Source organism: Oscillospiraceae bacterium, assembly GCA_025757685.1.
Lineage (GTDB): Bacteria > Bacillota > Clostridia > Oscillospirales > Acutalibacteraceae > CAG-217.
This window is the reverse complement of the sequence record CP107220.1, coordinates 1784837-1804938: the sequence shown is the minus strand read 5'-3', so window position 1 is coordinate 1804938 and position 20102 is coordinate 1784837. Positions and strand designations below refer to the sequence as shown.

At 55.8% G+C, this 20102-nt stretch carries 19 protein-coding genes and 2 pseudogenes; 19 read left to right on the top strand and 2 right to left on the bottom strand.

The window, feature by feature from the left end:
• Positions 1–66: 66 nt before the first annotated feature.
• The 6 genes from OGM59_08555 (at position 67) to OGM59_08530 (ending at position 3804) form a co-directional block, all read left to right on the top strand.
• Positions 67–918: a DegV family protein gene (locus OGM59_08555; GenBank protein UYI90745.1), complete on the top strand. Its 852-nt coding sequence runs from the start codon at positions 67–69 to the stop codon at positions 916–918.
• A 53-nt stretch (positions 919–971) separates the two neighbouring features.
• Positions 972–1934 (top strand): biotin--[acetyl-CoA-carboxylase] ligase, encoded by a 963-nt coding sequence (locus OGM59_08550; protein ID UYI90744.1) that lies wholly within the window; start codon positions 972–974, stop codon positions 1932–1934.
• Positions 1935–2043: 109 nt separating this feature from the next.
• The gene (gene rplU, locus OGM59_08545; protein ID UYI90743.1) at positions 2044–2352 is read left to right on the top strand and encodes a 50S ribosomal protein L21; all 309 of its coding nucleotides are present in this window, start codon (positions 2044–2046) and stop codon (positions 2350–2352) included.
• A complete protein-coding gene (locus tag OGM59_08540; GenBank protein UYI90742.1) occupies positions 2352–2666 on the top strand; it encodes a ribosomal-processing cysteine protease Prp in 315 nt (104 codons plus the stop codon). Before rplU ends, OGM59_08540 begins: the two co-directional genes overlap by 1 nt.
• A 3-nt stretch (positions 2667–2669) precedes the next feature.
• Complete coding sequence (gene rpmA, locus OGM59_08535) at positions 2670–2954, top strand: 50S ribosomal protein L27 (protein ID UYI90741.1); 285 nt, start codon at positions 2670–2672, stop codon at positions 2952–2954.
• Between the two features lie 70 nt (positions 2955–3024).
• Positions 3025–3804: an SDR family NAD(P)-dependent oxidoreductase gene (locus OGM59_08530; protein ID UYI90740.1), complete on the top strand. Its 780-nt coding sequence runs from the start codon at positions 3025–3027 to the stop codon at positions 3802–3804.
• Between the two features lie 160 nt (positions 3805–3964).
• Here OGM59_08530 and OGM59_08525 read toward each other — a convergent pair whose 3' ends face one another.
• Positions 3965–4132, bottom strand: a complete 168-nt coding sequence (locus tag OGM59_08525) for an Arc family DNA-binding protein (protein UYI90739.1) — start codon at positions 4130–4132, stop codon at positions 3965–3967.
• Positions 4133–4332: 200 nt separating this feature from the next.
• Here OGM59_08525 and OGM59_08520 point away from each other — a divergent pair, with 200 nt between their 5' ends.
• Positions 4333–4704: a DUF1273 domain-containing protein gene (locus OGM59_08520; protein ID UYI90738.1), complete on the top strand. Its 372-nt coding sequence runs from the start codon at positions 4333–4335 to the stop codon at positions 4702–4704.
• A 240-nt stretch (positions 4705–4944) separates the two neighbouring features.
• Here OGM59_08520 and OGM59_08515 read toward each other — a convergent pair whose 3' ends face one another.
• A complete protein-coding gene (locus tag OGM59_08515) occupies positions 4945–5997 on the bottom strand; it encodes a galactose mutarotase (protein ID UYI90737.1) in 1053 nt (350 codons plus the stop codon).
• A 172-nt stretch (positions 5998–6169) separates the two neighbouring features.
• Here OGM59_08515 and OGM59_08510 point away from each other — a divergent pair, with 172 nt between their 5' ends.
• From OGM59_08510 to OGM59_08455, 12 genes and pseudogenes are all read left to right on the top strand, one after another.
• On the top strand, positions 6170–6922 hold the full coding sequence (locus tag OGM59_08510) for an FHA domain-containing protein (protein ID UYI90736.1): 753 nt from the start codon (positions 6170–6172) through the stop codon (positions 6920–6922).
• Between the two features lie 15 nt (positions 6923–6937).
• A complete protein-coding gene (locus OGM59_08505) occupies positions 6938–8212 on the top strand; it encodes an FtsW/RodA/SpoVE family cell cycle protein (protein UYI90735.1) in 1275 nt (424 codons plus the stop codon).
• Positions 8209–9606, top strand: coding sequence for a penicillin-binding transpeptidase domain-containing protein (locus OGM59_08500; GenBank protein UYI90734.1), 1398 nt, complete (start codon positions 8209–8211; stop codon positions 9604–9606). Before OGM59_08505 ends, OGM59_08500 begins: the two co-directional genes overlap by 4 nt.
• Positions 9607–9608: 2 nt before the next feature.
• Positions 9609–10865 carry a GTPase HflX gene (gene hflX, locus OGM59_08495; GenBank protein ID UYI90733.1) on the top strand — a complete coding sequence of 419 codons (1257 nt, stop codon included), beginning with the start codon at positions 9609–9611 and terminating at the stop codon, positions 10863–10865.
• A gap of 55 nt (positions 10866–10920) precedes the next feature.
• Positions 10921–11400: a DUF4830 domain-containing protein gene (locus OGM59_08490; protein ID UYI90732.1), complete on the top strand. Its 480-nt coding sequence runs from the start codon at positions 10921–10923 to the stop codon at positions 11398–11400.
• Entirely contained in the window at positions 11397–12113 is a 717-nt protein-coding gene (locus OGM59_08485; protein UYI90731.1) for an rRNA pseudouridine synthase, read from the top strand. Before OGM59_08490 ends, OGM59_08485 begins: the two co-directional genes overlap by 4 nt.
• A gap of 211 nt (positions 12114–12324) precedes the next feature.
• The gene (locus tag OGM59_08480) at positions 12325–13410 is read left to right on the top strand and encodes a helix-turn-helix domain-containing protein (GenBank protein UYI90730.1); all 1086 of its coding nucleotides are present in this window, start codon (positions 12325–12327) and stop codon (positions 13408–13410) included.
• A gap of 679 nt (positions 13411–14089) precedes the next feature.
• Positions 14090–14746, top strand: a pseudogene (gene ftsE / locus OGM59_08475) (cell division ATP-binding protein FtsE).
• Positions 14747–14958: 212 nt separating this feature from the next.
• Complete coding sequence (ftsX, locus tag OGM59_08470) at positions 14959–15879, top strand: permease-like cell division protein FtsX (protein ID UYI90729.1); 921 nt, start codon at positions 14959–14961, stop codon at positions 15877–15879.
• A complete protein-coding gene (locus tag OGM59_08465) occupies positions 15869–17128 on the top strand; it encodes a peptidoglycan DD-metalloendopeptidase family protein (GenBank protein ID UYI90728.1) in 1260 nt (419 codons plus the stop codon). Before ftsX ends, OGM59_08465 begins: the two co-directional genes overlap by 11 nt.
• Before the next feature lie 616 nt (positions 17129–17744).
• A pseudogene (locus OGM59_08460) lies at positions 17745–18575 on the top strand (peptidoglycan DD-metalloendopeptidase family protein).
• Between the two features lie 84 nt (positions 18576–18659).
• Positions 18660–20102 (top strand): peptidoglycan DD-metalloendopeptidase family protein, encoded by a 1443-nt coding sequence (locus OGM59_08455; protein UYI90727.1) that lies wholly within the window; start codon positions 18660–18662, stop codon positions 20100–20102.

The following is a 20102-nucleotide window of genomic DNA, read 5'->3' as shown; positions in this document are numbered from 1 at the left end:
GTAAACATTGCGCGCATTGGTTGACAGACACTGCTTTTGTGTTATACTATTTTCGGAGGCGTTATTATGAACCAAGTCATGATCTCGGCGGACTCCACCTGCGATCTGCCGGTGGATCTGCAACGGCAGCGCCATGTGTACTGCTTTGCCCTGTCTATTTTGCTGGGCGATACGGCGTATGCAGACGGGGTGGAAATTCGCCCGGCGGATATTTACGCCGATGTGGCGGAGAACCATCGCCTGCCCAAGACGGCGGCGGTGCCCCCCGGTGTGTATTATGACAAATTTAAGCAGTGGACGGACGCCGGGTGCAGCGTGGTGCACATTGGACTGTCCTCCGCCATTTCCTCCAGCTATCAGAACGCCTGCACCGCTGCGGCGGATCTGGACAATGTATATTGTATCGACTCTAAAAATTTGTGCATGGGCATGGGGCTGCTGGTACTGCGCGCCTGCGATCTGCGGGACAGCGGTATGGACGCCCGGCGGATCGCCGCCAAGGTGAGCCGGTTGGTGCCCAAGGTGTCTTCCACCTTTGTGCTCAGCGACTTGGAGTATTTGTATAAAGGTGGGCGCTGCTCCGGCGTGGCCCGCTTCGGCGCCAATGTGCTGGGGATCAAGCCCAGCATCGCCGTCACCCCGGAGGGCAGTTTGGAAGTGTCTAAAAAATATCGGGGCAAGATTGATAGTGTTTACCGCCAGTATGTAACGGACCGACTGCTGGATTTGAAGCGCATGGACACCGGCCGAATTGTGCTGGCAGACAGCGGCGGTGTTGCGCCGGATACGCTGGCGTTTTTGCGAGGCGTGATCAGCGGCAAGACCGGGTGCAAGGAATTGATCCTGGCGGATGCCGGGTGCACCATTTCCAGTCACTGTGGGCCGGGCACGCTGGCGGTGTTTTATCTGCAAAAATAAGAGCGTGGCTTTTATTAAATAAAAAGAAATGTGAGGAGACACGAGGTGATCGTATGCGCGTAAAAAGCAAGAGCGCGGTGCTGCATATGTTGCTGGGCAGCCCCAATTACATCAGCGGTCAGGAGCTGGCCAATCGGCTGGGGGTCAGCCGCCAAACCGTCGGCAAGTGTGTGCAGCAATTGCGGGAGGAAGGGTACAAAATTGAAGCCACCCAGCGACTGGGTTATAAGTTCCTGGGCGACAACAATCTGGTTACGGCAGAGGTGCTTACCCCCCGGCTGCATTGCCCGCTGGAGCCCATTTATTATGCTACGGTGGACTCCACCAACACGGAGGCCAAGCGGCTGCTGAACGCCGGGTATCGAGGCAATTTTTTGGTGGTGGCAGATGAGCAGACCGCCGGCCGCGGCCGCCAGGGCAAGCAGTTTTATTCTCCCCGGGGCACCGGGATCTATATGACCGTGGTGGTCCATCACGGTCGACGGCTTCAGGACGCGGTGTCTGTGACTACCGCTGCCGGTGTGGCGGTGTGCCGAGCCATTGAGGAATTGACGGACAAGCACCCGCAGATCAAGTGGGTCAACGATGTGTACATAGACGACAAGAAGATCTGCGGTATTTTGACAGAGGCCGTTGTGGGGATGGAGAGCGGCTTAGCCGAGGCCATGATCATCGGCATCGGCGCCAATATGCAGACGGAGCAGTTTCCGCCGGAAGTGGAGAACGCCGCGTCTTTGGACGCTGATGTGAGCCGGGCGGACATGATCGCCGCGATTGCGGACCATTTGTGGGAGATCTTGGACGACGGTTACGAAAGTTATATTGATTATTACCGCAGTCACAGTATGCTGCTGGGCAAGGCCGTTACTTTTATCCGGGACGGCGTGACCACCCCGGCTACGGCTATCGGTATTGATGAGATTGGTGGGCTGGTGGTGCGCCTGGAAGACGGTAGCGTGATTACCCTGCGCAGCGGTGAGATTACCGTGCGCCCTCGGTGCACAAAAAAATCTTGACAATCGGCTGAATTCTGTTATAATAATTAAGCCGCATATTGCGGGCTGGTAAGTTGCGCTCTTTTGGCGCGCGCCTGCCGTAGCGAGTTTAAGTAAAGGAGAATGACAGATGTACGCAGTTATTGTTACCGGCGGTAAACAGTACAAGGTGTCTGAGGGCGATGTGCTTTATATCGAGAAGCTGAACGCCGAGGCAGACGCCGAGATCACCTTTGACACCGTACTTGCAGTAGGCACCGACGACGGGCTGAAGGTAGGCAAGGATTGTGCCAAGGCTGCTGTTAGCGCTAAGGTCCTGAAGAACGGCAAGGCAAAGAAGATCACCGTCTTTACCTACAAGCCCAAGAAGGACGAGAAGCGGAAGATGGGTCACCGTCAGCCTTATACCAAGGTTGAGATCACTTCCATCAAGGCATAATGATTTCCATTGATTTTTTCGCAGCGCAGGGAGCGCTTACGGGCTTTTCCGCCCACGGCCACGCAGACACAGCCCCTTATGGAGAGGACATTGTTTGCGCCGCTGTATCCAGCGCCTGCCTGCTCACTGCCAACACCATAACCGAGGTGCTGCACCTGCCGGCCGCAGCGGAGATGAAGGATGGGTTCCTTCAGTTGCGGCTCAGTGGGGATACCGCCCCGGCGCAGGTGCTCCTGCAAGGGCTAAAGCTCCATTTGAGCGCCCTTTCAGAGCAGTACCCGCAAAGTATTCAAGTTTTGATTTCGGAGGTGTAAGTCATGCTCAAGTTAGATATTCAGCTTTTTGCACATAAAAAAGGTATGGGTTCTACCAAGAACGGCCGTGACAGCGAGTCCAAGCGCCTGGGCGCCAAGCGCGCAGACGGTCAGTTCGTGCTGGCCGGCAACATTCTGTATCGCCAGCGCGGCACCCATATTCACCCCGGCACCAATGTAGGCATCGGCTCTGACGATACCCTGTATGCACTGGTGGACGGCACCGTGAAGTTTGAAAAGCTGGGCAAGGACAGAAAGAAAGTTTCTGTTTATCCCGTAGAGCAGTAATGCAAACCAAGAGAGGGTAAGGGCAGTAGGCTCTTACCCTTTTTTATTTTGTTTTTTTGGAGGAATGGGTATGAAGACAGCGGTAGTTACCGGCGCATCCGGCGGCATTGGATTGGAGACGGCGCGGGCGCTTTTGGCAGACGGCTGGCAGGTGGTGTGCCTAAGCCGCCATGCCTGCCCGTTGGAGGGGGTGCGCAGCATTCCATGCGATATAACGGACAGCGCCCAGGTGCAGGCGGCCTTTGCGGCCGTTGACCGGGTAGACCTGCTGGTGAATAACGCCGGGTTCGGTATTTCCGGCGCGGTGGAATGCACCGGGGAGGCAGAGATGCGCCGCCAGTTTGATTTGAATTTTTTTGCATGGGTCACGGTGATTCAGGCGGCTTTGCCGGCCTTGCGAGAGAGTCGGGGGCGTATTCTCAATATTTCCTCCGCCGCAGCGGTGTTTTCCATTCCATTCCAGAGCTTTTACTCTGCCACCAAGGCGGCGGTGGAAAGCTTGACCTGCGCCCTGCGCAGCGAGCTGGCGCCCTTTGGTATTACCGTTGGCGCCCTGCGGCTGGGGGATGTAAAGACCGGCTTTACCGCCGCCCGTCAAAAGAGTGGCTCCGGTGACGATTTGTACGCCGGGCGCATTGCGCGCAGCGTGGCGGTGATGGAGCGCGACGAGCAAAACGGTATGCCCCCGGCTGCCATTGCCGCCGCTGTGGTTCGTGCCGCCCATAAGAAGCGTCTACCCCCGGTGACCACCGTGGGCATCAAGTATAAGCTCCTTTGCGGGTTGAATAAGCTGCTGCCCCTTTCCGCTGTCACCGCTCTGGTGGCCAAGATCTATATTCCGGAGAAGTAAGGCGCCGTTACTGCACCGCGGAGATTGAAACCGATTTTCCTTCCTTGTAAAGGAAGGTGTTGAGCGAAGCGAAACGGAGGGATTAACCCCCCGCCCATACGGCTACAAGCCATAAAAAAGGCCACCCATAGTGGGTGGCCTTTCATTTTGTGAGTAGAAATTACAATTCGATTTTGCCGTTTTGTTTTTCGTATGCGGCGATGGCGTCGCGGATCAGAATGAGAATTTCACTGTTGGCAGAGCGCCCTTCGTAATCCGCAACCACATGCAATTTGTTGAGCATTTCCTCATCAATGCGAATGGACAGACTCTTGATCTTGCCGGCCATAATATCACTCCAAACTGTGTTTATTATGGCTTTATTTTATATTCTATATGTGCTACAATGTCCTAAATGAATGCAAAGTGCGTTCATAATATGTTTGTTGTGGGGTCAAAATGGAAAAGGTGTGTAGTGGATTTGGGCATAGAACCGTGTTTGGCAATATTGAATCGGCAGTGCAGGCTTGCGTAATACAGGCGATTGAAATGGGGTGTACGGTTTTTTACACCGGTGCCATGGGCGAATTTGACCGTGTGTTCATTTCTGCTGTGCGTGCTGCCAAAAGGCGTTACCCCGCTTTGGGATTACGGTTGATTTGCGTGAAGCCGTATTTAACAAACGAAATGAATACCCACAAGGCGCAGTATGACGCACTGTATGATGATGTGCTTGTGCCGGAGGAGCTGGTGGGCTTGTATTACAAGAGGGCGATACCTGCACGCAACCGATGGATGGTGGATAGAAGCGATATGGTCATCGGATATGTGATACGCCAAACCGGTGGTGCGTATGCGGCAGTTCAATACGCCCGGACACAGGGGAAAGTGGTATGCCCTGTTATTGCCAGCGATCAATGAAAGCGGCTTGATGCCCGCATCGAGCCCTACAAAAATTTATGTAGGGTGCGGTGTCCACACCGCACCGCGGAAGTCACTCTTTGCAAGGGAACCGGAGATTTTGAAACCGATTTGCCTCCCTTGTAAAGGAAGGTGGCAACGCCGATAGGCGTTGACGGAGGGATTAACCCCGACCCATACGGTCACAAGCCATAAAAAAGACCACCCACAGCGGGTGGCCTTTTTGTTATCCATAAGTGTTTACTTTGTATCAAAGCGGAATTCGGTGGTGGTGGTGAAGGGCACGCCGGCTTTGACGAATTCTACCGGGAAGTTGGGGCAATGAAGGCTGTCCGGGTAGAACTGGGTTTCCAGCGCTACGCCCCGGCGGTAGGTAACCTTGGAGTCGCCCTTGCCCGGGTTGCCGTCTTTCTTTAGCCAGCCGCCGCAATAGACCTGCACACCGGGCAGGTCCGTCCACACGGACAGCCGCCGTCCGCTCTCCGGCTCCCACAGCACCGCCGCTTCTGCAAAGGCTCTGGGGTTCGCCTTGGTCAGGCAGAAATTGTTATCATAGCCGATACCGGGAATCACGGCACGGAAAGGCGCATCGATCCGCTCCCCGATGGGGTGGGGGGCAGAAAAGTCCATCATCGTACCGGTCAGGTCGCCCAGCTCGCCGGTGGGCAGTTGGTCGTCGTCCGTCTCTGTAAACCGATGGGCGTGGACAGTGAGCACATGCTCCTCAATGGTCTTTGCCGGGTTGCAGGACAGATTAAAGTACACATGGTTGGTGGGGTTGGCTACCGTGTCTCGGTCACTGTCTACCCGGTAGGCCAGCCGCAGGGTGTTCTCTTCCGTCAGCGTATAAGTCACCTGCAAGGTGAAGTTGCCGGGGAAGCCGTCCTCCATATCCGGCGAAAAGCGGGAAAAGGTGATGCTGTTCTCAGCGGTGTCCTTCACCTGCCACAGGTGAAAGCTCATACGCCCGCCGCCGTGTAGGGTCCACTGCCCCTGATTCATGGGGGTGTGGTAGGTTTGGCCCTGAAAGTCAAAGGCGGCGCCGCGAATACGGTTGGCCCAGCGACCCACCACCAGTCCCTGGTAGCCCAGGTCCGGGTCTGTATAGAGAGCCGGGTCGTCAAAGCCCAGCACCACATCGCCCAAATTACCGTTCCTGTCCGGCATATACAGGCGCACGATCCCGGCGCCCAGGGTTTGCAGCGATACGCTGGCGCCCCGGCTGTTGGTGATGGTATACAGGTCCACTTGCTCCCCGGAGGGCAGATGGCCAAAAACAGTCTTTTCAATCATAACAAATGCTCCTTGCCGGGCGAAAATGCCGCCCAATTTTTCCATTTTCAGTATAAACGAAAGGGGCGGGAATTGCAATACTTCTTGACTTTTTCTCCCTTTATCAGTATTCTGTTAATAATAAGAAGTATAATTTGCCTTTTGAAATGCAGATAAAAAGGATGTTGAACCTATGGATACGATTTTACAATTCTTGACCGGCGTGCTGCGGTATGTGCTGCCGGTGCTGGCACTGCTGATCCTGGCGGTGTGCGTGATCTCTCTGTTTCGCAACCGCCCCCGGGTGCACAAGATGGCCCAGCTGGTGGACCAAAATAACGGCTCCGTGATGGATATTACCCACTGGGAGACCTCTATCGGCAAGAGTAAGGCCAACGATGTGGTGCTGCCTTTGCCCAGCGTCAGCCGCTTTCACGCGGTGATCGCCAAGAAAAAGGACGGCTGGATGGTAACGGACACCTTCTCCAAGAACGGCGTGCAGGTGAACGGCGTGCCGGTGGACCAGCGGGCACCGCTGGCGGACGGGGATATTCTGATGATCGGCACCATTCCACTGCAATTCCTGTGCAAGGAAGCCATCTCAACCGACGACCGCAGTCAAATGCGCACCGCCGCCCGGCAGAACCGGGGTCAAACGGTGGCCTATGGCGTATTGGTGGACGCAGAGACCCACCGCCCGGTCTATATCAAAAAGCAGGATGTGCTTATCGGTCGAGGCGAGGACGCGGATATTCAGCTGCTCAGCCCCACGGTCAGTGCCCACCACGCACGGCTGCGCCGCACCTCCAAAGGATGGGCGGTGTATGACCTGGACAGCCACAACGGCACCAAGCTCAACGGTCGGTTTATTACGCAGCCCCAGCTGATTTTTGACGAAGATATGCTCACCTTTGGGGACAAGGTGTTTCTGTTTTACGAAAAATAAGAAAGGAGCAGCCCTATGCCAAAGAAGAAAACGGCAGCCACCAAGCAAAAGAAGCTGCCCCGTATTAAACCCATTAACAACTTTGCCCTTTTAATGGTGCTTAGCGTGTTTCAGCTGCTTAGCGGCACGGCGGCCGCCGGCGGCACCGGCACCTTTGAAGTCAAGGTGCTGCTGTGCACGCTGGCGCTGATCGTGCTGGAGTGGCTGTATGTGAGTGTGTTTTACTTTGCCATGCACCGGCGGAATTTTGAGTTGGAATTCATTGCCTTTTTCCTATCCGGGGTGGGCATTACCGTCATCGGCAGCATTAAGCCGGACGACGCCTTTAAGCAGCTGCTGATGCTGATCGCCGGGGTCATCGGCTTTATTGTGCTGGTGTTCCTGATGGGTGATGTGGACCTGTGTATGCGCCTGCGCCTGCCGGTGGCGGTGGCGGCTATTTTGCTGCTGATCGTCAACATTGCCATTGCCAAGGTGACCCACGGCGCCCGCAACTGGATTACCATATTCGGTGTGACTTTCCAGCCCTCGGAATTTGTAAAGGTTGCCTTTATCTTTGTAGGCGCTGCCACGCTGGAAAAAATCCAGACCTCTAAGAACCTGTATGCCTTTATTGCCTTTTCGCTGGTGTGCGTGGGGGCGCTGATCGTCATTAAGGACTTTGGTACGGCGCTGATCTTTTTTGTAACCTTTCTCATTATCGCCTTTATGAACTCCGGCGATATTAAGACCATTTTTCTGGCCTTGGCCTCTGCGGCTATGGGCGGGTTTATTGTGATTAAGTACAAATCCTATGTGACCGCCCGTTTCTCCGTGTACCGCCATGTGTGGGAGCATTATAACGACAGCGGGTATCAGCAGACCCGGGTACTGGTGGGTCTGGCCTCCGGCGGACTGCTGGGGCTGGGCATCGGCGCCGGCACCACCCGCGGTGTGTGGGCACGCACCACAGACCTGATCTTTGGCGTGATCTGCGAGGAATGGGGCTTTCTTTTTGGGCTGCTGCTGGTGCTGTCCTTTGTGGCTATCGCCGTGTCTGCACTGGTCAACAGCATTGCCGCCCGCTCCACTTTCTACTCCATCGCCGCCGTGGCGGCAGCGGGCCTGCTGCTGTTCCAAACGGCGCTGAATATCTTTGGCATTACCGATGTGCTGCCGCTTACCGGTGTGACCCTGCCCTTTGTGAGCCAGGGCGGTTCTTCCATGATCTCCTGCTGGGCAGTGCTGGCTTTCATTAAAGCCTCCGATGTGCGGACATACAACTATCTGGGAGGTGTGCGCAAGAAATGAAGATGATTACCAAGCGGGGCATTTTCCTGTGGATCCTGGCAGTTGCCTTTCTCTTTGGGCTGGGCTTTATGACTTACAGCCTGGTGGAGAACGGCGACACCTGGGTGATGAAAACCTACAATACCCATATTTACAAAAACGGCGATTTGATCGGCGCCGGCACCATCAAGTCTGCGGACGGCGCAGTGTTGGCAGAGACCAAGGACGGCAAGCGGGTGTATGCTGAAGACCCTACGGTGCGCAAGGCCACCCTGCACACGGTGGGCGACACCAAGGGCTTTATCTCCTCCGGTATTCAGTCCGTGTATAAGGCCGATTTAACCGGCTACAACCTGCTGTTCGGCGTGTATTCCATTGAGCGCTACGGCAAGGGCAACAACATGCAGCTGACCATAGACAGCCGGGTGTGCGCCAAGGCGTACAGTCTGCTCAGCGACTACAAGGCAGGCACCGTGGGTGTGGTCAATTACAAAACCGGTGACATTGTGTGCGCTGTGTCCACCCCCTCTTATGACATGGAGGACGAGCCGTCGGACCTGAACACCAATTCTGCCTATGAGGGCGTGTATATCAACCGGCTGATGACCGGGCTTTATACCCCCGGTTCCACTTTTAAGCTGGTGACCGCCGCCTGTGCCATTGAAAATATTCCGGACTTGATGGACCGCACCTGGGAGTGCACCGGGGAGTATGACCCGGGCAAGGGCGAGCCCATCCGCTGCAACGGCGTGCACGGCCGCCTGACCTTTAAGCAAGCGCTGGCCAAGAGCTGCAACGCTACCTTTGCCCAGATCGCCATTGAGCTGGGGCCGGAGAAGCTGGCAAGCACCGTAGAGACCTTGGGGCTGACCAGCCGAGTTACCGTCAGCAACAAGCTGAATTCCGAGCAGGGGCGCTTTTTCCTTGAAAAGAGCGACCCGGACGATTATGTGGGTTGGACGGGCATCGGTCAGGGCGACACGCTGCTGCCTCCCATTGCCATGCTGCGCTATATGGCGGCCATTGCCAACGACGGCAAGGCGGTGTCCTTTAACGAGGTGAATTCTCTGGCCTCCCAGGCGGGCAAGGCGCTGAATTTGAATATTACCAAGAACGAGACCCAGTTGCTGAGCACAGAGACTGCCGCTCAGCTGAAGAAGCTGATGCGCAATAATGTAAAAGCCCAGTACGGCGAATATAACTACAAGGGCTTGCACCTGTGCGCCAAAAGCGGTACGGCTGAGGTGGACAAGGACACGGACCACAACACCGCTTGGTTTGTGGGCTTTATGGACGACGTGGACCACCCGTATGCCTTTGTGGTAGTGGTGGAGCACGGCGGCTCCGGCTCGCAGACGGCCGGTCCCATTGCCGGCTCCGTGCTGCGTACCTTGGTGGACAAGGAGAGTAAGTAACCGTGGCGTACCAGTGGACAAAAACAGACGCAGCCGCCCCGGAGCGGGTGCTGCTTATCGGTCTGGACTGCGGCGATTATGACGCAGAGGCTTCTATGGCAGAGCTGGAGCGGCTGACGGATACCGCCGGCGGCCTGGTAGTGGGTCACACGGTGCAAAAGCGCCCGGCGCCGGAGGGCGCTACCTACATCGGCAGCGGGCTGGTGGAAAGCCTGGCGGAATTTTGCCGGCAGAACGAAGTGGATTTAACGGTGGCGGACGGCAGCCTGACCCCGGTGCAGGCCCGTAATTTGGAGCGGGCACTGGGCACGGCTGTCATCGACCGTACCGCATTGATTTTGGATATTTTTGCCGCCCGGGCGCGGAGTAGCGAGGGCAAGCTGCAAGTGGAGCTGGCCCAGCTGCAATACCGGCTGCCCCGGTTGGGCGGGCAGGGCAATTCTTTGTCTCGATTGGGCGGCGGTATCGGCACCCGCGGCCCCGGCGAAAGCAAGTTGGAAAGCGACCGGCGCCATATTCGCCGCCGGATTACTGCCTTGCAGCGGGAGTTAAAGACCGTGCAGGAGCGGCGGGAGCGGATGCATCTGCGCCGCCAAAAGAACCGGGCGCTGACGGTAGCGCTGGTGGGCTATACCAATGCGGGTAAGTCCACTTTGATGAATGCGTTAACGGACGCGGGCGTGCTGGTAGCGGATCAACTGTTTGCCACCTTGGACCCCACCGCCCGGCGGCTGGTGCTGCCCTCCGGCCGTCAAGTGATGCTGGTGGATACGGTGGGACTGGTGCAGCGGCTGCCCCATGAGTTGGTGGATGCCTTTCGCTCCACTTTGGCAGAGGCAGCCTGGGCAGATGTCATTCTGGATGTGTGCGACGCTTCCGACCCGGCCTGCAACAGCCAAATGCAGGTGACTGCCCAGGTGCTGGACAGCTTGGGCTGCGGGGGCAAGCCTCTGCTTCATGTGCTGAACAAATGCGACCGGGTGCCGGAGGAAGAGCGCTTTCCACTGCTGGGCACCAGCGTGCGAATCAGCGCCCGCACCGGCGAAGGTCTGCCACAGTTGCTGGCAGAGATTGACCGGTTGCTGCCCGGGCAGTGGGCGAGAGCGGCACTTTGTATTCCTTTTGATCGGGGCGATCTGACGGATCGGCTCCACCGGGAGGGTAAGGTGCTGGCAGAGGATTACACCCCGGCAGGTACCCGCCTGCAAGTGCTGGCCGACCCGGCGCTGCTGGAAGAACTGCGCCCCTATTTTATTTAACAGAACAGTCCTAATTTGCCCTGCCGCCGCATACTTTGTTATGAGGTGGTAGAGTATGAAAGTGATGACGGTAAAGCTGAACCCTAAGACGGTGTTCGGCCTGATTTTAGTAGCCGCCGGGGTGCTGGTGGTGCTGCTCACCTTCCTGGCCAATCATGTCAAGACCGGAGACGCGGCACCCTCTGCGGCAGAGTCTGCGGGACTGACCTGTGCGGATGTGCAGGCAGGTGCCCGGCTGCTGACCGATATGGGTTGGCAAGTAGGCGACAGCAACCAAAAGACCATTACCGTGCCGCGCAACTGGGACGCGGTCTATACCGAGTACAACGCCCTGCAACAGCAGCAGGGCTACGACCTGACCCCTTATAAGGGCAAGCAGGTACAGCTATATACATACGAGATCACCAACTACACCGGCTACGACCAAGGCATCGTGGCGGATCTGTTGGTCAGTAATGGCAGAGTGATCGGTGCAGATCTGTGCAACACCTCTGCCAAGGACGGCTTTATGCTGGGATTGGAAAAACGCAAATGAGCGAACGGATCGAAAAAATACTGGCCCGAGAGTTGAACGAGCCCCGCAGCCGGGTCAAAACGCTGCTGCAAAAAGGGCAGGTGACTGTGGACGGCGTGGTGGCTCGCGCCGGGCAGCAGGCAGACCCGGACACCCAAGAGATTTGCCTGGCAGGCGAACCCATTGCCTGCCGGGCTTTTGTGTATTTGATGCTCAACAAACCCACAGGGGTACTCTCTGCCACGGACGGCAAGGGAGAGCCGACGGTACTGGATTTGGTGCCTTCGGCACTGAGGCGCAAAGGGCTGTTCCCCGCCGGGCGGCTGGATAAGGACACCACCGGCTTTGTGTTGCTGACAGACGACGGCGCCTTTGCCCACCGCATTCTCAGCCCCCGCAGCCATATTCCAAAGACCTATATCGCCACCCTGGACAAACCGGTGCCCCCTACGGCTGCCGCGGCCTTTGCCGGGGGGATGGAGATGGACGGCAAGGTACTGCAGCCGGCGCAGCTGACGATTTTATCTGCCCATCCGCCCCGGGCGCAGGTGGTGCTGCGGCAGGGTATTTATCATCAGGTCAAGCGCATGTTTGCCCGGGTGGGCTGCACCGTCACTGCCCTGCACCGCACCGCCATGGGCGCGTTGGAACTGGATCCAACGCTGGCGCCGGGGGACTGTCGTGCATTGACCCCGGCGGAGGTGGCGCTGTTGGCAAAAGACACCGTACAATAGGTGTTAAGAACTGCGCGGCAACAACATATTGTGGTTTTGGTATGAAAAAGTCGGCCGTTTATGCAAGTCGCACAAAAAATAATAAAAATTTTTGTCGAAAGGTTGCAATTTGATTAAAGGCATTGTATAATATGACCAATAAAGGGTGATTGAATTTGTGCAATTTTATCCCTTTTATTTGATAAAGAATTGACAAAGGGGTTGGATCCTGATGCCCAACAGACTGTTTCAAGGCATTATAAACCAAATGCGTGAGGTGCTGGACCGTACCATCGGTGTGGTGGATGAGAGCGGTACCGTGATCGCTTGCAGTGAGCTGGGCCAGATCGGCGAGGCACGCAAGGGCATTATCTCTGCCGGCGTGTTCAGCGGGGCACAAATCTGTGTGGATAACTGCACATATAAGGCCTTTGGCAACTCCGTGCACCCGGATTATGCGGTATTTGTGGACGGTACGGACGATATGAGCAAGCATTATGCGGACATTATCGCCGTGTCGCTGGACCAAATCAAGCAGAATAACGACGAGAAATTTGATCGTTCCAATTTTGTAAAGAACGTGATCCTGGACAATATTCTGCCCGGCGATATTTATATCAAATCCCGCGAGCTGCATTTCAATAATGACGCTTCTCGCGTGGTCTTTCTCATTCGGGTGACGCAGGATACGGATGTGTCCGTCTATGATGTGATTCAAAACTTTTTCCCGGACAAGACCAAGGATCTGGTTATTGACATTAACGAGAAGGACATTGCCTTGGTGAAGGAAGTGCGCCCCAATGTGGACAGCAAGGATTTGGAAAAGCTGGCGCGCTCCATTTGCGACACCCTTTCCACCGAGTTCTACTGCAACGCCGTTGTGGGTATCGGCACGCGGGTTACCGGCATTAAGGACCTGGCCCATTCTTTTAAGGAGGCTCAGGTTGCGCTGGAAGTGGGCAAGGTGTTTGACACGGAGAAGTCCATTATCAGCTACGAGAATTTGGGTATTGCCCGGCTGATCTACCAGCTGCCTACCACCTTGTGCGACATGTTCCTGAAAGAGGTGTTCAAGCGGGGCTCCATTGACAGTCTGGATCAGGAAACCCTCTTTACCATTCAAAAGTTCTTTGAGAACAACCTGAATGTGTCTGAGACTTCCAGAAAGCTGTTTGTCCACCGAAATACATTGGTGTACCGACTGGAGAAAATCAAAAAGCTCACCGGCTTGGATTTGCGGGAGTTTGACGACGCCATTGTGTTCAAAGTGGCGCTGATGGTCAATAAGTATCTGGATTCCAGTCCCATAAAATATTAACGGCATTTGCGGCACCTTTTGGTGCCGCTTTTTTGTTTGGACAAAAGCGGAAAAATTGCGGTGCAATTTAGTAGCATGGCGGGTGGCAGATTGCCGCCCCTACGGGAGCGTTATTGTAACCGGTTGACCGTAGGGGCGGATAGTATCCGCCCGCTTAATCCCGCAGGTCGGCGCCGGTACGCCGGTGCGATCGAGGGGATAAAAACGGGCCGATGCCCACATCGGCCCGTACAAAAGTATAAAGATTGCGGCGAATATAGCCGAATAATCCCTCAGTCAGCTGCGCTGACAGCTCCCTTTACAAGGGAGCCAATGCGGTTGCAAAATCTAAGCCCCCCTTGCAAAGGGTGACTCCCCGCAGTGCGGGGAGATGTCGCGCAGCGACAGAGGGGACGGGCGCCCGTTAGGCGGAGCGGCGTAGCCGCAGGGGGGATTGGCCGAAGGCACATTTCACTCCGGTTACAAAATTCTTGTAGGGTGCGATGCTCACATCGCACCGTAGCAAGCAAATTTGCCCGGCCTGTTTCGCCTAAATTTTAACAATTCTGTCACATCTTTTACAAAATAATAACAAGTAAGGGGTTGATTTATCCCTTGATTTGCTATATATTATAATTAACTATATAGTGCCGTAGTGTTACCCTTAGCCTGCGGCGCCAAGTTAAAAGAGGTAAAAATTGTGATTGAATTCAGAAATGTATCTAAGGTGTACGACTCTACGGACACCCACGCCCTCAATCATGTGAATATTAAGATTGAGGATGGCGAGTTCGTGTTTGTGGTAGGCTCCTCCGGCGCCGGCAAGTCCACCTTTTTGAAGCTCATTATGCACGAGGAAAAGCCCACGGAGGGCGAGGTGATCTTTAACGAGTATTCCTCCGCCACTTTGAAGAAGCGGCAGGTGCCCTATTACCGCCGCACCATGGGTATTGTGTTCCAGGACTTCCGCCTGATCCCCAAGATGACGGTGTATGACAATGTGGCCTTTGCCATGCGGGTGATCGGCGCTAAGGAGAAGGACATTCGCAAGCGGGTGCCTTATATCCTTCAACTGGTGGGGCTGAGCCAAAAGGCGCGCTCCATGCCCAATGAGCTGTCCGGCGGCGAGCAGCAGCGTGTGTCCCTGGCGCGCGCGTTGGTGAACAATCCCAAGGTCATCATCGCGGACGAGCCTACCGGCAATGTGGACCCGGAGATGAGCCACGAGATCGTGGAGCTGCTTACCAAGATTAACAACGCCGGCACCACCGTGATCATGGTGACCCATGAACACGATCTGGTGCGCTCTTTCCAGCGGCGGGTAATCGTGATCAAGAACGGCGAAGTGGTCTCCGACACCCCGGATCCCACCCATGCCCGGTTTGAGAGCAGCGAGCCCCGCAAAGAAACGGATATGTTCTTTTACGAAGAGGGCACTTCCATTGACCTGTCCAAGACGGCAGATGCCCGGACGGACGAGGATGTGTTTGACAACTTAGAGTCCCTGGCGGACGAGACCCCGGCGCAGGCAGCGGCCACCCCGGAGGATGAGAACGGAGGTGCGGCAGAATGACCGGCGCAAGTTTAAGATATTTAATTAAAGAGGGCTTTCGCAACACCTGGACCAATCGGATGATGTCCATCGCGTCCATTTGCGTATTGATGAGTTGTTTGGTGCTCATCGGCTCTGCATCTATGATATTTTTGAATATGGACTCTCTGCTCTCCCGCATTGAGGAGGAGAACGTGATCATGGTCTATATTAAGGATGACGCGAACCAGGCCGCCATTGACACCATGGGTCAGGAAATTAAGGCCCTGGGCAATGTGAAGGAGCTGGAGTATGTGCCCAAGGAAAAGGCGTGGGCACAGCAGCTGGAAACCATGGAGGACGCCCAGGCCAAGTTCTTTACCCAGATCAGTTCGGATATTCCGCTGCCCAATGCCTACAAGGTGACGGTAGCCGATCTTGGCAAGTTTGATCAAACGGTCAAAGGACTAAAAGGGCTGAAAAATGTAGACACCATTCGAGAGAACAAGGACCTGGCGCAAAAGCTGGTGTCCATTCGGCAGGGCATTACGGTGATCTCCGTTGTGATCATCGGCGTGCTGTTTGCCATCTCTCTGTTCATTATCTCCAACACCATTAAGTTGACGGTGTATTCCCGCCGGTTGGAGATCAGCATTATGAAGAGCGTGGGCGCCACCAACAGCTTTGTGCGCCTGCCCTTCGTGGTAGAGGGTATGATCCTTGGTATCGTGTCCGGCGCTGTGTCGCTGGGGCTGGTATGGGGGCTGTACGAGCTGGCGGTGCGCCAGTTCGGCGACCTGCTGAGAAGCCTGTCCCTGTCTGCGCTGCCCTTTGCCCCCTATGCGCTGCAAATGCTGGGCATCTTTGTTGCCATCGGTATTATTAGCGGTGTGGGCGGCTCCATGATCACCATGCGCAAGTACCTGAATAAGGAAGGTAGTGAGATTAGTGCAGTCTAAATCCAAAATTTGGTTGCGGCGGCTGTTTTGCCTGCTTTGCAGTCTTGTGTTGGTGCTGACCGCCGGGGTAAGTTCCGCCTTTGTGGCAGAGGCTAAGTCCCGCTCGGAGCTGGAGAGCGAAAAAAGCAAAATTCAGTCCCGAATCAACAGCACCCAAAGCAAGCTGAACAGCTTGTCCAAGCAAAAGAAAGATACGCAGGAATATATCAACACCCTGCAGGAAAAAATAAGCCTGTTGCAGGACAAGATCTCCAATTTGGAGAGCGACAAGAACGCCCTGCAATCGGAGATTGACGCCACCCAGGCGAAGATTGAAAAAACCGCTGCGGATATTGAGGAGACCCAGCGTCAAATTGACCAAAAGCAAAAGGAATTTGACGCTACATACGCTGAGTATTGTCAGCGGCTGCGGGCTATGTATATCAGCGGCAGTGCCTCCACTCTGGAAGTGCTGCTCACCTGCTCTGACCTGTCCAGTCTTTTGACCCGGTCGGAGATGATCAAGTCCGTCTCCCAGCAGGACAGTGCCACCTTGGACAGCCTGATGAAGAAGATGGAGGAGATCGAGGCGCAAAAGCAGAAGCTGGAGGAAAAACGCAACCAGCTGAATGCGGACAAAAAGAGCCTGGAGTCGGACAAAGCCGCTCTTCAGAAGAATATTAACGATATTTCTTCCACCAAGGCGGATCTGGACAGCGAGGCCGCAGAGTGCAATGCCCAAATGCGCAAGCTCTCCAAGCAGAGCTCCGAGTACCAGGAAGCCATTGAGACGGATCAAAAGCAGTTGCAGCAGGTGCAAAATGATATCAGAGCCGCCATTGCCGCCGCCGGTTCTCACGGCTCCGGCAGCATCAGCGGTTCTCACGGCTCCGGCAACGGTCGGTTGCGCTATCCTACGGACAGTCGCTCCATTTCTGCCGGGTATCCCAACTACTCCAGCGGTCGTTACCACGGGGGTATTGACTTCCCGGTATCCACCGGCTCCAATGTGTATGCAGCCGCCAGCGGCACGGTGATTTTGGTTAAGTACCTGAATTACAGCTACGGTCGGTATTTGATCATTGACCACGGGGACGGCCTGTCCACCCTGTATGCCCATAACAGCCAAATTTTGGTGAGCGTGGGCGAGAAGGTCAGTGCCGGTCAGGTGGTGGCCAAGAGCGGCTCCACCGGCAACTCTACCGGCCCCCACTGCCACTTTGAAGTGCGCGTCAACGGCTCCCAAGTGAACCCGCTGAGTTATCTGTAAATAGAAACGGCGACGGCGCCCCACCGTGGGCTGCCGCCGTACCATACAACAAGAATAGACCACAAAGGAAGTGAAGCCAGTGAAGCGGCAAAGACATGGAAAACAAGTTTTGGCTGTTTTGCTGGCTTTCTGTCTGTTTTTACCGGCTGTGTTCTCCACCCCGGCGGCTGTGCCGGCGGCGGACACCGGGCTCAACAGCCAAATGACGCCGGAGGAACAGCAATCCTACCTGGAAATGAAGCTGCGCCAAACGGAAAAAACCTTGGAGACCCTGGGCAAGCAAAGCAAGGACACCCAGGCATACCTGGACGCCCTGGATCAGAAGATCGGCTACCTGCGCAGCCAGTTAAAGCTGACGGAGCAAAAGGTGGACACGGCGGAGAACCGCATTACCGTGCTGCAAAAGCAGCAGAAGAAAAATCGGCAGGATCAGGCGGCGCTGCAGCAGCAGATTACAGACACCAAGCAGCAGATCACTGTGCTGGACGCCCAGTTTCAGCAGAACTATCAGCGCTACTGCCAGCGGCTGCGGGCCATGTATATCAGCGGCGAGACCAATGTGCTGGCGTTCCTGCTGGGCAGCACAGACATCGGCCAGCTGCTCACCCGCTACGAGATGGTGGCAAGGGTTGCCAAGCAGGACACGGCGCTGCTCCGGTCCGTACAGACAGAGGGCACCCGGCTGGAACAGGCCAAAACGGATTTGACCACCCGGCAAAAAGACCTGCAAACCAAAAAGACGGCATTGGCCGCCAGCCAAACGGAGTTGGAACAGACGGTGACCACCTTGCAGGCGGATCAGAAAGATTTGACCACCCGGCGACAGGTGCTTACCGACCAGCAGACAGAGGCCAACCGGCTGCTCAAGCAGTTGACGGATAAGACCAAGGCCTATACCGAGTACCGGGATGTGACCCAAAACGATCTGGATGAGATCGACCGCCAAATTGAAGAAGCGGCAAAGAAATATACAACCACCACAACCACAACAACGACCACAACAAAGAAGCATACCACGACAAAGCACGGCGAGAACGCAGGCACGACGGCTTCCACCACAAAGAAGCACACCACCACGGAGAGCAAGCGGCTGCGCCTAACCTATCCGGTGCCCAGCCAAACCCGCATTACCACTGCGTTCCATGGCTACGCCGGCCACTCCGGCTGCGATTTTGCATGCGCCAGCGGCTCCCGCGTTGTGGCGGCAGAAAGCGGCACGGTAATCGTGTCGGCCGATCTGACGAACAGCGACGGCAGCTACCGCAGCTATGGGCGCTACATTGTGATCGCCCACGACAAGACGGACAGTGTCGGCAATTCGGTGTATACCCTGTACGCCCACAACAGTCGGCGGGTGGTATCTGCCGGCACACATGTGCACCGTGGCCAGCTGATTGCTTACAGCGGCTCCACCGGTAACTCCACCGGCCCGCACTGCCACTTTGAAGTGCGCACCCCCACCGCGTCGTATAACGACTGCGTGAACCCGGAAATTTATTTGCCCTAATGCGTCAAGGAGATGGAACAGAATATGAAAAAATACAGTCAAAAGCTCCTGGCGTTGGTGCTGGCGTGCGCCCTATTGTGCGCCCTGCCCGGGGGTAGCGCCTGGGGTGCGGAGACCGCGGAGAGTACCACGGCGGCGGAGACCACCACGGACAAGGCGGCGGAAAACGCCAAAAAGGATCAGGCCAAAAAGAGCCTGGAGCAGCAGCAAAAAGAGCTGCAAAAAAGCATAGAAGAAAGCGAAAAGAAGCTGGCGGAGCTGGGCAAAAGCTCCAAGGTGACCCAGGATTATGTGGACACTTTAGATCAAAAAATCGGCGCCATGAACGACCGACTGACGGTGCTGCAAGCCCAGGTGGACGAGAGCCAAAAGGCCATTGACACGCTAAAGCCCCAAATCGCCGCCAACAAAAAGCAGCTGGACGCCCTGCAAAAGGAAGTGGACGCCGGCCAAAAGGAACTGAACAAGCTCAACGACCGGTTTGAGGCCACCTATCAGGCCTATTGCTACCGGCTGCGGGTGATGTACATAAGCGGTGAGTACAGCATTATCTCCGCACTGCTGGGGTGCAAGGATATTTCCGGCTTCCTTACCCGGTACGAGATGATCAAGGCCGTGTCCAAGAGCGACACGGAGCTGCTGCAAGAGGTCAATGGCAAGATGGAGGAGATCTGTTCCAAGCAAAACGGCCTGAACCAGCAAAAAGCGCAGTACCAAAAGGTCAAAAAAGACCTGGACGAAAAAAACAAAACCTTAAAAGCTAAGCAGGCCGCCATTGAGCGGGACCAGGAGGGTATTGCCGCCAGCAAGGTGATCCTGGCCCAGGACCGGGCGGAGAGCGACGCACTCTTGGCGCAGCTGACAGCGCAGAACCGAATGTACACCGAGTACCGTAACGAGGACGAAAAGCTGCAGCAGCAGGTGGAAAGCGAGATCGACGCCCTGATCAGCGGTTTGAAGAACGCAGACGAGGTGACCACCCTGTCCAAAAAGGACAAGGAGCACACCACCTCTAAGAACAACACCGCCGGGGGCAAGGCCCAAGGGGTTTACAGCCACTCGGACGCGGCGCTGAATATGACTTATCCGGTGCCCGGGCACTATACTGTCAGCGCCGGGTTCCCCAATTACTCCAGCGGCAAGTACCACGGTGGGCTGGACTTTCCTTGCGGCGTAGGCTCCAAGGTGGTGGCCGCCCAGTCCGGGGTGGTGATTACCGTCAAGCGGCTGGATTACAGCTACGGCTACTATGTGATGATCTATCACGGCACAGACAGCCACGGCCGCAGCGTGGTGACCCTGTACGCCCACAATTCGTCTATTTTAGTGGGCACCGGCCAAACGGTGAAGAAGGGTCAGCAGATCGCCAAGAGCGGTTCTACCGGCAATTCCACCGGGCCCCACAGCCATTTTGAAATTCGGCTGAATGGCACCCGGGTGAACCCCACTTACTATTTGAGCAAATAA

What these genes read in the sequence shown, in the direction of transcription:
- OGM59_08480 (UYI90730.1), top strand. Translation starts at nt 12,325, where the DNA reads ATGCCCAACAGACTGTTTCAAGGCATTATAAACCAAATGCGTGAGGTG.
- ftsX (UYI90729.1), top strand. Translation starts at nt 14,959, where the DNA reads ATGACCGGCGCAAGTTTAAGATATTTAATTAAAGAGGGCTTTCGCAAC.
- rpmA (UYI90741.1), top strand. Translation starts at nt 2,670, where the DNA reads ATGCTCAAGTTAGATATTCAGCTTTTTGCACATAAAAAAGGTATGGGT.
- OGM59_08550 (UYI90744.1), top strand. Translation starts at nt 972, where the DNA reads ATGCGCGTAAAAAGCAAGAGCGCGGTGCTGCATATGTTGCTGGGCAGC.
- OGM59_08490 (UYI90732.1), top strand. Translation starts at nt 10,921, where the DNA reads ATGAAAGTGATGACGGTAAAGCTGAACCCTAAGACGGTGTTCGGCCTG.
- OGM59_08500 (UYI90734.1), top strand. Translation starts at nt 8,209, where the DNA reads ATGAAGATGATTACCAAGCGGGGCATTTTCCTGTGGATCCTGGCAGTT.
- OGM59_08540 (UYI90742.1), top strand. Translation starts at nt 2,352, where the DNA reads ATGATTTCCATTGATTTTTTCGCAGCGCAGGGAGCGCTTACGGGCTTT.
- rplU (UYI90743.1), top strand. Translation starts at nt 2,044, where the DNA reads ATGTACGCAGTTATTGTTACCGGCGGTAAACAGTACAAGGTGTCTGAG.
- OGM59_08455 (UYI90727.1), top strand. Translation starts at nt 18,660, where the DNA reads ATGAAAAAATACAGTCAAAAGCTCCTGGCGTTGGTGCTGGCGTGCGCC.
- OGM59_08555 (UYI90745.1), top strand. Translation starts at nt 67, where the DNA reads ATGAACCAAGTCATGATCTCGGCGGACTCCACCTGCGATCTGCCGGTG.
- OGM59_08515 (UYI90737.1), bottom strand. Translation starts at nt 5,997, where the DNA reads ATGATTGAAAAGACTGTTTTTGGCCATCTGCCCTCCGGGGAGCAAGTG.
- OGM59_08510 (UYI90736.1), top strand. Translation starts at nt 6,170, where the DNA reads ATGGATACGATTTTACAATTCTTGACCGGCGTGCTGCGGTATGTGCTG.
- OGM59_08525 (UYI90739.1), bottom strand. Translation starts at nt 4,132, where the DNA reads ATGGCCGGCAAGATCAAGAGTCTGTCCATTCGCATTGATGAGGAAATG.
- OGM59_08530 (UYI90740.1), top strand. Translation starts at nt 3,025, where the DNA reads ATGAAGACAGCGGTAGTTACCGGCGCATCCGGCGGCATTGGATTGGAG.
- OGM59_08505 (UYI90735.1), top strand. Translation starts at nt 6,938, where the DNA reads ATGCCAAAGAAGAAAACGGCAGCCACCAAGCAAAAGAAGCTGCCCCGT.
- OGM59_08520 (UYI90738.1), top strand. Translation starts at nt 4,333, where the DNA reads ATGGGGTGTACGGTTTTTTACACCGGTGCCATGGGCGAATTTGACCGT.
- OGM59_08485 (UYI90731.1), top strand. Translation starts at nt 11,397, where the DNA reads ATGAGCGAACGGATCGAAAAAATACTGGCCCGAGAGTTGAACGAGCCC.